Source organism: Nonomuraea turkmeniaca (genome assembly GCF_005889735.1).
Taxonomy (GTDB): Bacteria; Actinomycetota; Actinomycetes; order Streptosporangiales; family Streptosporangiaceae; genus Nonomuraea; species Nonomuraea turkmeniaca.
In genome coordinates this window covers 1-10,317 of the sequence record NZ_VCKY01000318.1, presented here as the reverse complement: position 1 = coordinate 10,317, position 10,317 = coordinate 1, and the positions used below count along the sequence as shown (strand labels likewise).

13 protein-coding genes and 1 tRNA gene are annotated in these 10,317 nt (G+C 67.9%); 9 read left to right on the top strand and 5 right to left on the bottom strand.

Features of this window, described 5'->3' with window-relative positions; genetic code table 11:
* Window positions 1-295: 295 nt before the first annotated feature.
* Window positions 296-1,201, bottom strand: coding sequence for a cation diffusion facilitator family transporter (locus ETD86_RS49150; protein WP_138673498.1), 906 nt, complete (start codon window positions 1,199-1,201; stop codon window positions 296-298).
* Between the two features lie 364 nt (window positions 1,202-1,565).
* On the bottom strand, window positions 1,566-1,985 hold the full coding sequence (locus tag ETD86_RS49145; protein WP_138673497.1) for an ArsR/SmtB family transcription factor: 420 nt from the start codon (window positions 1,983-1,985) through the stop codon (window positions 1,566-1,568).
* Window positions 1,986-2,306: 321 nt separating this feature from the next.
* Here ETD86_RS49145 and ETD86_RS49140 point away from each other — a divergent pair, with 321 nt between their 5' ends.
* The 3 genes from ETD86_RS49140 to ETD86_RS49130 are packed head-to-tail and all read left to right on the top strand — an operon-like array spanning window position 2,307 to window position 4,344.
* Window positions 2,307-3,299: a cation diffusion facilitator family transporter gene (locus ETD86_RS49140; RefSeq protein WP_138673496.1), complete on the top strand. Its 993-nt coding sequence runs from the start codon at window positions 2,307-2,309 to the stop codon at window positions 3,297-3,299.
* A gap of 34 nt (window positions 3,300-3,333) precedes the next feature.
* Complete coding sequence (locus ETD86_RS49135; protein ID WP_138673495.1) at window positions 3,334-3,948, top strand: methyltransferase family protein; 615 nt, start codon at window positions 3,334-3,336, stop codon at window positions 3,946-3,948.
* A 36-nt stretch (window positions 3,949-3,984) separates the two neighbouring features.
* A complete protein-coding gene (locus ETD86_RS49130; RefSeq protein ID WP_138673494.1) occupies window positions 3,985-4,344 on the top strand; it encodes a BlaI/MecI/CopY family transcriptional regulator in 360 nt (119 codons plus the stop codon).
* A 59-nt stretch (window positions 4,345-4,403) separates the two neighbouring features.
* Here ETD86_RS49130 and ETD86_RS56280 read toward each other — a convergent pair whose 3' ends face one another.
* Window positions 4,404-4,580 (bottom strand): hypothetical protein, encoded by a 177-nt coding sequence (locus ETD86_RS56280; RefSeq protein ID WP_170223713.1) that lies wholly within the window; start codon window positions 4,578-4,580, stop codon window positions 4,404-4,406.
* Between the two features lie 275 nt (window positions 4,581-4,855).
* On the opposite strand from ETD86_RS56280, the gene ETD86_RS49125 reads away from it, so the two are divergent.
* From ETD86_RS49125 to ETD86_RS49115, 3 genes are read left to right on the top strand one after another with little or no spacing between them, the layout of a single operon-like run.
* On the top strand, window positions 4,856-5,191 hold the full coding sequence (locus ETD86_RS49125) for an ArsR/SmtB family transcription factor (protein ID WP_138673493.1): 336 nt from the start codon (window positions 4,856-4,858) through the stop codon (window positions 5,189-5,191).
* The gene (locus ETD86_RS49120; RefSeq protein ID WP_138673492.1) at window positions 5,191-5,883 is read left to right on the top strand and encodes a cation efflux transmembrane domain-containing protein; all 693 of its coding nucleotides are present in this window, start codon (window positions 5,191-5,193) and stop codon (window positions 5,881-5,883) included. Before ETD86_RS49125 ends, ETD86_RS49120 begins: the two co-directional genes overlap by 1 nt.
* On the top strand, window positions 5,880-6,227 hold the full coding sequence (locus ETD86_RS49115; protein WP_138673501.1) for an HIT family protein: 348 nt from the start codon (window positions 5,880-5,882) through the stop codon (window positions 6,225-6,227). Before ETD86_RS49120 ends, ETD86_RS49115 begins: the two co-directional genes overlap by 4 nt.
* A 13-nt stretch (window positions 6,228-6,240) precedes the next feature.
* Here the strand turns inward: ETD86_RS49115 and ETD86_RS49110 are convergent, their stop codons facing one another.
* Together ETD86_RS49110 and ETD86_RS56275 are read right to left on the bottom strand one after the other, a co-directional pair.
* Entirely contained in the window at window positions 6,241-6,681 is a 441-nt protein-coding gene (locus ETD86_RS49110) for a rhodanese-like domain-containing protein (protein ID WP_211370813.1), read from the bottom strand.
* A 21-nt stretch (window positions 6,682-6,702) separates the two neighbouring features.
* Window positions 6,703-6,798 (bottom strand) — tRNA-OTHER (locus ETD86_RS56275).
* A gap of 405 nt (window positions 6,799-7,203) precedes the next feature.
* On the opposite strand from ETD86_RS56275, the gene ETD86_RS49105 reads away from it, so the two are divergent.
* From ETD86_RS49105 to ETD86_RS49095, 3 genes are all read left to right on the top strand, one after another.
* Window positions 7,204-8,283, top strand: coding sequence for a winged helix DNA-binding domain-containing protein (locus tag ETD86_RS49105; RefSeq protein ID WP_246149429.1), 1,080 nt, complete (start codon window positions 7,204-7,206; stop codon window positions 8,281-8,283).
* Between the two features lie 620 nt (window positions 8,284-8,903).
* Complete coding sequence (locus ETD86_RS49100) at window positions 8,904-9,290, top strand: hypothetical protein (protein WP_138673491.1); 387 nt, start codon at window positions 8,904-8,906, stop codon at window positions 9,288-9,290.
* Window positions 9,291-10,121: 831 nt separating this feature from the next.
* A partial coding sequence (locus ETD86_RS49095) for a hypothetical protein (protein ID WP_211370812.1) occupies window positions 10,122-10,317 on the top strand: 196 nt, incomplete at its 3' end.

The following is a 10,317-nucleotide window of genomic DNA, read 5'->3' as shown; positions in this document are numbered from 1 at the left end:
GCATCCGGCCCACCTCCCAGGTCGTGGGCTACGGCTACCCCGAATACAAGGCCTGACCACAAGCCAGGCCAGTCAAGCGAACACGGGTGGTGCAGGGATCTGTCCCTGCACCACCCGTTGCCTTTTGAGCACTGCCGTGAGCCGACGTCAGCCTCACGCTGGATCACGTGCCTGGTCCGCTGCTGGGTCCGGCGCTGCCTTGAAGTTCGCCGTCCAAGGCCCTGCACAAGGCCTCCAGGACGGTTGGGGGAGCTGTGACCACCCCACCGGCGTCCGACGAGATGGTGGCGAGGGCTCACCAGCCCAGCTCGTCGCAGCCCCGGTGGTCGGTGGGTTCGACCTGAAGGGTGGCGTGGGCGATGTGGTGGCGGCGGAGGAGCAGGTCGCGGGCTTGATCCAGGACGGCGTGGTTGTCGCTGGGATCGCTGGTGACCAGGTGGGCGGTGGCGACGTTCATGCCGGAGGTGAGTGTCCACAGGTGGAGGTCGTGGACGTCGCGTACGCCGTCGATCGCGGACAGGTCGGCGGCGACCGCGGTGGCGTCGACGCCTTCCGGCACATGCTGGCCGAGTACGGCGAAGACCTGGCGGCCGAGGGAGACGGCGCGGACGGCGACGAAGACGCCGATCGCCAGGGCGACAAGAGTGTCCCAGAGGGACTGGCCGGTGGCGGCGACGAGCCAGCCGGCGATGATGACGCCGACCGAGCCCGCGGTGTCGGCCACGACCTCCAGATAGGCGCCCTTGACGTTGAGGCTCTCGGTGGCGCCCGAACGCAGGAGGAGCAGGGCCACGACGTTGACGATCAGGCCGATGGCGCCGACGATGAGCATCGGTCCGGAGGAGACCTCGGCGGGCCCGCCGATGCGGGCGACGGCCTCGAGGACGACGTAAAGGGCGACGCCGAGCATCATGGCCACGGCCAGCAGCGACGCGAACACTTCGGCCCGGTAGGAGCCGTAGCTGCGGCGGCCGGTGGTGTCGGGCCGGGTGGCGATGCGGGTGGCGATCAGTGCGGCGCCGAGGGTGACCACGTCAGCTGCCATGTGCCCGGCGTCCGAGAGCAATGACAGCGATCCGGACAGCAGGCCGAAGGAGAGCTCGACGATGAAGTAGGTGCCGATCAGCACGAAGGAGACGGCCAGCCGCCAGCGGTGGCGGCCGCCGGCATGCCCGTGGCCGTGGCCGTGCCCCGCGCTCATCCCGTGATCTCGCTGCTTGATGCGTACGGATGGGCGCGTCCTTCAACGTCTGAAGAACTGTTCATGTATGAACGATAGCGACATCCGCAACCGGCTTGTCAACAAGGTCGCGTCCGCAGGGAGGCTCCACGGAGGTCGGCGGGCATGATTTCTGGTCTGGTCGGAATTTGCCGCCTGTACAGCATTTCGTGTAGGCGATCTCACCGCGGAACATCGAGGTCTGCTTTGCGGAAACCTTTGACTTTGCTGGGCGTGCCCGGCCTGTCGGTGCTCGGCGGCACCCTGTCGGATCGCCTCGGCTACACGGGCATGATCATGGCTGGATGAGGAGCTGGGGAGGGCGTTCGAAGGTCGCCGAAGCGATTCAGGCCTGTTGGGGCTCGTCGCGTTCGGGGTGGATGGCCTGCGTGTGCTCGGTGTGCGCCACCGCCAGATCCAGCAGCATCCGGACATGCGCGTCGTCAAGCCGGTAGTAGGCCATCCGGCCGGCCCGTCGTACCGACACCACACGATGCGCCCGGAGCAGCCGCAGCGCATGTGAGGTGGCCGATTCGCTCAGCCCGCTCACCACGGCAAGATCGCACACGCACAGCTCGCCCTCCAGGAGGGCCAGGAGCAGCCGCAAGCGGCCGGGATCGGAGAGGAGCCCGAAAACATCCGCGGTGTCGGTCAGATCGCCGTCCCCGGGCATGCGCGAGCGCACCACCGCGACGCGTTCGGCGTTCACCACTCGCGTGCTGCAACTCTCGAGATCCGTCACCTGGTTACTTGAAGAAGCCTTCATGCATCAACCATAGGTGCCGGCGAGGTGCGATGCGGGCCGGGTCTGCGTCTGGCTCATGGCGGCGAGTACGCCGATGGCGGGGCTGTGCACGAGACCGCCGGCCACGGCGACAGCCATTTGCCGCGTGCCTGGCCGTGTCCTTCCGACTGATCGATGGCCGGCCGACGGCGCGATGCCGCCTTCGGAGGCTCGCTCGGGCTGAATGAGCCCTGTCCGGACGGGTGTCGTGCGGTCTTGACAGCATGGGGTCGATCGTTGACCCTCTCATATGAACCGTTATTCAAGTATTGAGGTAGTCGTGCCGGTGAAAGGGGTTGAACGATGGCCGATCGAGGCCACCATGATCACGGTCGCGGTCACGGACATGGCCACGCCCTGAGCGTGGGCGCGGACCGGCGCTATCTGGGCGGTGCGCTTGCGTTGATCGTCGTGTTCATGGCGGTCGAGGTCGTGGTCGGCGTCATCGCGCGATCACTGGCACTGATCTCGGACGCGGGGCACATGCTCACCGACGCGGCCGCCATCGTCTTCGCGCTGATCGCCATGCGGATCGCCGCCAAGCCGCCACGGGGTGGATTCACGTACGGGCTCAAGCGCGCGGAGATCATCTCGGCCCAGCTCAACGGCATCACGCTGCTGCTCCTGAGCGCCTACTTCCTCTACGAAGGCGTCCGCCGTCTCATCGATCCGCCTGAGGTGGAGGGCGTGTACGTGGTGCTCACCGGGCTGACGGGGATCGCCGTCAACCTGGCCGCGACCTGGATGTTGTCCCGGGCCAACCGCTCCAGCCTGAACGTCGAAGGCGCCTACCAGCACGTCCTCAACGACCTGTTCGCCTTCATCGCCACCACCGTGGCCGGCGCGGTGGTGTGGTCGACGGGCTGGGCCCGAGCCGACGCGATCGCCGCGCTGGTGGTCGCCGGGCTGATGCTCAAGGCCGGTTGGGGACTGGTCAGGGACGCCGGCCGGGTGTTCATGGAGGCTGCCCCGGTCGGCATGAACCCCGCGGAGATCGGCCAGAAGATCGCCGCACTCGAGGACGTGGCCGAGGTGCACGATCTGCACATATGGGAGGTCACTTCGGGGTACGCCGCCCTTTCGGCGCACATCCTGGTCACGCCGGGCGCCGACTGCCACGCCATCCGGCAGGCCGCGGAGCGGCTGTTGCGCGAGACGTACGGGATCGACCACACCACTCTCCAGGTCGACCACGCGCCGCCGGAGCTGGTCACCATTGGCGAGGCCCAAGCGCACTGCGCCGACCCGCACGGCCCCGTCCACTCGGGCACGCCGGCGATGAAGGAGCAGAAGTGACGTTCACCCGTGTCGTCCTCCAAGGAGCGAAGTGATGGCCCCAGCGGCTCTTGTGATCTATGCGGTCGGACTGATGGTGACGTTCGGCCTGCGGAGTTGGCTGCAGTGGCGGCGGACGGGCAGCACCGGGTTCGTCGGCGTGAACGAACCACGGGGCAGCACGGGATGGTGGAGCGGCGTGCTGTTCGGGCTCGTGCTGATTTCGACCTTGCTCGCGCCCCTGGCGGTCGTGTCAGGAATCATCGTGCCCACCCGGATGCCTCCCGCGGTGGCCGGACTGGGCGTCGTGCTCGCCGTGGTCGGCCTGGGCGCGACGTTCGTGGCCCAGAACGGCATGGGGGCCTCATGGCGCATCGGGGTGGATCATGCGGCCACGACCGAGCTGGTGACCACCGGAGTCTTCGCGTGGGTCCGCAACCCGATCTTCACAGCCATGATCGTCGCGTTGCTGGGCCTTCCGCTGATGGTCTTCACCTGGCTGTCGGTGTTGACTGTGGTGCTTCTCGTCGTGGCGGTCGAGATCCAGGTACGCGTGGTCGAGGAGCCGTATCTGGCGCGCGTTCATGGGGAGGACTTCGCCGCCTACACCTCGCGAACCGGCCGGTTCCTGCCGGGCATCGGCGCCAGGGCCATCGAGGCCGGTCGCTAATCTTCTCCTGGTCGTAGACGGCGGCGGGAGGGCGTGATGGTGCGGCTCGGCAATCTGGAGCGATCGATCATGGAAACGCTCTGGAGCCACCCGGAGGGCATGTTCTCCCAGGACGTCGCGCATGCTCTCCCGTCTGAGCCGGCCGTCACGACGGTCCTGACCGTTCTGGTACGGCTGTCGCAGAAGGGCCTGGTCTCCCGCGAGAGAGTCGGTCGCGCCCATCTCTACAAGGCGACCGCAGGCAGGGATGCGTTCGTCGCCGAGGTCATGCGGGCCGCGCTGGAGGAGGCCGGAGATCTTGCGGCGACCGCGCAGCACTTCGTCGGCACGGTGACGCCCGAGATGGCGGCCGCCTTGCGTGAGGCGCTGGACGGGCGGGAAATGTCCGCATCCTGATCGTCTGGCTGGTGGCAGTGGCGCCGCTGGCGGTCTTCCTCGCGGCCGGCCCGCCCTGGTCAGGAATGTGTCGTCGGCCCGCTGTCCTGGCTGCTCTTGGAAGATCGTCGCTTCGCCCGAGCTTCGCCCTCGGCGGCCTTGGCTCGCGCCTCGGAGCGCATCAGCGCTGCGACGCCCGCGATGAACACCCCTCCTACCACGAGTGGAGGGACGAGCGCGGACACGATCTCGAACATGCTCTCAGCCTTCCGGGTGCCATCATCTTCTACGCCATGTCGAACGCAGCGTACCGGGCGGTCGCCTCGCTGTCGGTATCGGCATACCTGTTCGGAGGCCCGCCCCTCACGTACGGAGAAGTTCCGCTGTCCATCATGCCGGTTGAACCACTGCCCACAGCGAAGCCCGAACCAGCCGTGAAAGCGCAAGGTCCGGAGACGGTGGGCACGTTCGACTGTTCGCCGCGCGAGCTTCCATAAATGCCTGAATTCAGGATTTCATGTACTCTGAAGTCATGTTGACGATCGCGCCCGAGATCGAGGTGCTCGCCCGCTTCGGTCGCGCGCTTGCCGACCCGATCCGCTGCCGGATCCTGCTGGTGCTTCGTGAGGCTCCTGCCCACCCCGCCGACCTGGCCGATCTGCTGGGCGTCTCGCGCACTCGGCTGAGCAACCACCTGGCCTGCCTGCGCGACTGCGGCCTGGTCGTTGCCGTGCCTGTCGGCCGCCGCACCCGCTACGAGCTGGCGGACGTACGCCTCGGTCATGCGTTGGACGATCTGCGTACCGCGGTGGTCGCGGTGGCCGCTGACGTGACCTGCGTGGATGCGGCCGAGGAGGGATGCTGCTGATGGCCGGTATCGCGTTCGGCCTCAGCCCGGCCCGTCGCGCGGTCTTGACTCGTCGTGTCCGGCTTCTGGTCGCGGCCACGATCACCTACAACGCCATCGAGGCAGTGGTCGCGATCAGCGCGGGCGCGATCGCGTCCTCCGCCGCTCTGATCGGCTTCGGCCTGGACTCCGTCGTCGAGGTCGCCTCGGCCGCCGCGGTCGCCTGGCAATTCTCGGCCGCGGACCCGGAGCGGCGCGAGAAGACCGCGCTACGGATCATCGCCGTCTCGTTCTTCGCACTGGCCGCCTACGTCACCTTCGATTCCGTACGCGCGCTGCTGGGCGGCGGCGAGGCGGAGCACTCCACGCCTGGCCTCGTTCTGGCCGCCCTGTCCCTGCTGATCATGCCGGTCCTGTCGTACGCGCAGCGCCGGGCCGGTCGTGAGCTCGGCTCCGCCTCCGCGGTGGCCGACTCCAAGCAGACCCTGCTGTGCACCTACCTGTCGGCCGTGTTGCTGGCCGGGCTGGCGCTCAACAGCCTCTTCGGCTGGTCCTGGGCCGATCCGATCGCCGCCCTGGTCATCGCCGCCGTGGCGGTCAAGGAGGGGCGCGAAGCCTGGAGGGGCGACGCCTGCTGTGCCCCGAACCCGCTCGTCCCGACCTCCTCTACCCCAGACGCGTGCGCCGACGGCTGCTGCCAGAACGACCGATGATCGGCTGCCGGTTCGGCCGACGGGGTGACAACTCGGCCGAGCACGCCCAGGTCGCCAGGATGGTGCACCGCGTCGCCCGGCTGCTGAAAACGGCGCTGGCCCCTGTCGGTCTCAGCATCACCCACGCCAGTGGCGCGGCGGCCGGCCAGGACGTGTTCCATTTTCACACCCATGTCATTCCGCGCCGGCCAGGTGACGGATTGCGCCCCAAGTGGAGCTCCCGGCGAGCCCCGAGGAGGATCTCGCGGCAATCCAGGCACGCATCCGGGCGGCATTGTGAGCCACGCAGCCGGGCCTGCGCCGGAGTGTCCGTCTTCAGCAGCTGGGCGACGGGGTGCACGTGAGCTTCGGTCACGATCACCCATAGGTGAGCTCGCCACGAGCGGGTTCGCCCGGACCTCGTGGGCGAGTGGGCGTGGCTTGGCGGATGACCTGGAGCCCGGCCGTGATCCATGCCTGGAAGCCGCCGATCACGTCGGTGGCGTTCGCCAGCCCGATCTGCCTGAGGGACGAGGCGGCGAGGCTGGAGGAGTAGCCCTCGTCGCACAGGATGATCCACTGGATGTCCGCAGAGGTGGCCTCGGGGATCCGCGCGTCGCAGAGCGGGTCAAGCCGCCACTCCAGTTGGTTGCGTTCGATCACGATGGCTCCGGGCACTTCGCCATCGCGTCGACGCTGAAACTCCGGTCGCGTGTCCACGATGAAGGTGTCGGTACGGCTCGCCGCGGACCACGCCTCGGCAGGCGGCAGGCGGTGTAGTCCGGCGCGGCTTCGTGCCAGCAGCGCGTCGATGCTCACGGTGCTCCAGGGGGTGTGATCTGGCTGGGGCGTACCGGGGATCGAACCCGCAGCGCCGAGATGCTCGGCGCCACTGGTTTGACGACCGGGAGATCCGCCAGGCACCCGGACGCCTCCAGTCGTGATGTTAGCCCTGCCCGACGCGATAGGTGGAGATTTCCCCTATCAAGATCGGAAGCTGCCCAGACCTGCAGGGGACGGGCTTCGGTCATGGCGCGGGAGCGATCCCTTGACCACGAGGAACACGGCTTCGAATGGCTCGTCGCGCGAGCTCGTCGCCCTCGACGAGCTCGCGCGACGACTTCATACTCCACCTCGGAACCACCGGCGTGCCCGACCGGTGGGGCCCTCGCATAGCGGAAAGAAATGTTCCGCCTTAGCTCGTAGCGTCGGATTTACCTCAAGGCGAAGGAGCCATCCGATGGACATCCAGCCGTTCGCCGGCGCCATCCCGCAGTCCGACGTCGACGACCTGGGCGACTGGCCGGCCGCGGAAGTGCGCGCCTACTTCGGGGGGCTGACGTGAGGGGGCTCAGCCGGCGTGGCCTGAACCGGGCCATGCTGGCGCGTCAACTCCTGCTGTCCCGGGCCGCGATGCCGGCGTATGACGCGGTCGAACACCTGGTGGGCATGCAGTCGCAGGCGCCGCTCGCGCCGTACGTGGGCTTGTGGAGCCGGCTGGCCGGCTTCGAGGCCGCGGAGTTGTCCCGGCTCACCGCCGAGCGTGAAGTGGTGCGCGTGCACCTTATGCGCAACACCATCCACCTGGTGAGCGCGCGGGACTGTCTCCGGTTGCATCGCCTGTTCTCCTCAGTGCACGCGCGGGAGCACTCGAGCCGGTTCGCCCGATACATCAAGGGCATCGACCTGGACGAGCTCCTCGCCGCGGCGCGAGAGGTGCTCGACGAGCGGCCGCGTACCCGTGCCGAGCTGGGCAGGGTGCTGGGTGAACGGTGGCCGGGGATCGATCCGAGCGCGCTGGCGTACACGGTGTCCCATCTCATGCCGGTGTTGCAGGTGCCACCGCGGGGATTGTGGGGGGCGGGCGGTCCGGCGGCGTTCGCGTCGGTGGAGAGTTGGCTGGGCAGGCCGGTCGACGATGCGCCCGACGTGGACAGGCTGGTGCTGCGGTACTTGGCGGCCTTCGGCCCGGCGAGCGTGTCCGACGTGCAGATCTGGTCAGGGCTCACCCGGCTGCGAGAGGTGGTGGATCGGCTGGGCCTGCCCCTGCTCCGCGACGAGTCGGGTCAGGAGCTCATCGACCTGCCCGACGCGCCCAGGCCCGACCCCGACATGCCTGCCTCCCCACGGTTCCTTCCCGAGTACGACAACCTGCTGTTGGCGTACGCGGACAGGTCGAGGGTGATCGAAGACGGCCGCAAGGTGCCGCTGCCTCCCGGCGGTGGAGCGGCGACCGGCACCCTGCTGGTCGACGGGATGTGGCGCGGCACCTGGAAGATCACCGGCGGGGTGCTGAGCATCGACACCTTCGCCCCGCTGCCGGCGGCCGACCGCGCCGCCGTGCTCGCCGAGGGCCATGGCCTGGTGCGGTTCGCCGCACCGGAGGCCGAGTCGCACGACGTGGTGATCCGGGGGAGCTGATCGGCGTTGCCGACGGTCAACCCGCCTGGAGCTGTCACCGCCCTGTCCGATTACGCACTCCGCACAATCCTGTGTCGCACAACCAGTAACCCGATTCCGTCGAAATCGGGACGCTTCGCCATTTGAGATATACAGAGGGGAAATAACCTTCTGTCATGAAATGTCCGGAGAGTCCCGGGGGCCTCGAAGAGGTCTGTGCTATTGCTGGCGCTATGGGCCGGCCGACTGGAGCGAGCGGCCAAGGCGCGGGACCTCGTTGGATGGCTCGGACTCCATAAAAGACCAGGTCAGGCTGCCGATGAAGCGCGCCCAGGCCGTGCCTCAGGCCGGCCTCGATGCCGGGCCCTCGGGCCGCGACGTCCTCAAACCTCAAAATCGTGGTTGAATTACTCCTTTAGTTTTTGACAGGTTGTTTGGGCTTAAGGAGGTAACTGAGAATATCTGTATGGGTACGTCTGCTTCCGTCTGAGTGTCCGCTGAAATGGTGGGTGCCAGATTTTTCGGGCCGATCTATCCATGAACGGAAACGAGAGCACGTGAATACTGAAAGTCGGCGGTCTCGAACGCCACGCCATGGGCGATACGCGGCACTAGCTCTTGCCGGCGCGGTCGCCGGTGCCATGTTCCTTCCACTCGGCCAGGGGGTAGCCGCAGCGAACGCGGGCTTCCCCGCTGTCCAGGCCGGCGGGCCGCCACAGCCGGCACCGCGTGCGGTGCCGCAGGTCCGGAGGGAGAAGCCGATCCTGCGCGCTCCGCGGCACAGGTGGCCTCGCATCGAGGTCGACATCCGCAACGAGAACGACAACATCAACAAACACGACCGCAAGCACCGCTTCCACCAGGAGGACTTCAAGCGCGAAGACGTCAAGCCCGACGACGTCAAGCCCGACGACTTCAAGCACGACGACAAGCGGGACCACAAGCGCGACGACAAGGACCACAAGGGCGACTGGTTCGGCGACGACGGCCCCAACTGGGGCTGGTTCGACGAACAGGGTCCGTCGTGACGCTGCATGCCCAAGCTTGAGCGGTGGAGGGATCTTCCGCACTGTGGCGGGGTCCCTGGCCGGGCACTCGGCCGATACGTGCGCAGACTCGTCGATGCCGCCTTGCGCGGGGCGAAGACGGTGCTCGCCGTGACGGTGCGCCGTGGTTCAAGTGCCCGGCCGCCCGCGCGTGCCGCTGTGACATTCGCGGAACAGGTAGCTGGGCCGGCCAGCCCTCGTGCCCGGCATGCGCCGCTGTTGCGCACGATGCTGACTTCGGTCGCGGTGGCGATGGCGGCTTGTGCCGATGCCCGGCCGGCGGCCCGGCTTGGCATGCCGGTGGCCAAGGACACGCTGTTGCGGTTGTTTGCGCGGCACCCGAACCCGCCGTCGGGCAGGGTTTGGACTGCTCGTCATATTCGCTATGGAAACCTATTCGCTATGGAAACCTAAGCGTCTGCGTTGATCTCGTGGTGGCGCTGTTCGGGTTGGCGGCGATGGCGAAGCCCCGGGCAGCAGGATCATCCTGTCAGGCAGGGTAGGCGTCGGTGAGGCGGCGTCCGCCGATCTCGTTTTCCCGTGACACCACCCGAGCCTTCACGCCCTCAGACGCGACGGGCGGTGGCCGGTTCTGGCCGGGCCGGTCAGGGTGAGGCGGGCATCAAGTCGTTCACATGTTCTACTCGCCAGAGCCTCATATTGGTAGTCTTACCGTCACTGACGGTGAAAGCCGGAGCCGGGCGGGGGTGTGGGCATGCGGGCGTACCGGTCGTGGAGCAGGGCGAGGACGGCGCCCGACCCCAGCGTGACGCGTCAGCCTCCGCCTGCCTCGACAACGGGGCCGGTGGATGAATGAGTAAGCTCACCGCGACGGCGACCTGCACTGCCCATGGCGCGATCGTGGAGCAGACAGGTCAGGTCGTCCCGCAGCCGCTGCTGGCCCAGCGGGTCGCTTGGCTGACCGGTCTGGCGCGGGACCTGACGGCCGAGATCGTGGCCGGCCGGTGGAGTGCGGCGGATCTGGACGCGCTGGCGTGCGGGGTGGGGC

What these genes read in the sequence shown, in the direction of transcription:
- ETD86_RS49150 (WP_138673498.1), bottom strand. Translation starts at nt 1,201, where the DNA reads ATGAGCGCGGGGCACGGCCACGGCCACGGGCATGCCGGCGGCCGCCAC.
- ETD86_RS49145 (WP_138673497.1), bottom strand. Translation starts at nt 1,985, where the DNA reads ATGAAGGCTTCTTCAAGTAACCAGGTGACGGATCTCGAGAGTTGCAGC.
- ETD86_RS49140 (WP_138673496.1), top strand. Translation starts at nt 2,307, where the DNA reads ATGGCCGATCGAGGCCACCATGATCACGGTCGCGGTCACGGACATGGC.
- ETD86_RS49135 (WP_138673495.1), top strand. Translation starts at nt 3,334, where the DNA reads ATGGCCCCAGCGGCTCTTGTGATCTATGCGGTCGGACTGATGGTGACG.
- ETD86_RS49130 (WP_138673494.1), top strand. Translation starts at nt 3,985, where the DNA reads ATGGTGCGGCTCGGCAATCTGGAGCGATCGATCATGGAAACGCTCTGG.
- ETD86_RS56280 (WP_170223713.1), bottom strand. Translation starts at nt 4,580, where the DNA reads ATGTTCGAGATCGTGTCCGCGCTCGTCCCTCCACTCGTGGTAGGAGGG.
- ETD86_RS49125 (WP_138673493.1), top strand. Translation starts at nt 4,856, where the DNA reads ATGTTGACGATCGCGCCCGAGATCGAGGTGCTCGCCCGCTTCGGTCGC.
- ETD86_RS49120 (WP_138673492.1), top strand. Translation starts at nt 5,191, where the DNA reads ATGGCCGGTATCGCGTTCGGCCTCAGCCCGGCCCGTCGCGCGGTCTTG.
- ETD86_RS49115 (WP_138673501.1), top strand. Translation starts at nt 5,880, where the DNA reads ATGATCGGCTGCCGGTTCGGCCGACGGGGTGACAACTCGGCCGAGCAC.
- ETD86_RS49100 (WP_138673491.1), top strand. Translation starts at nt 8,904, where the DNA reads ATGTTCCTTCCACTCGGCCAGGGGGTAGCCGCAGCGAACGCGGGCTTC.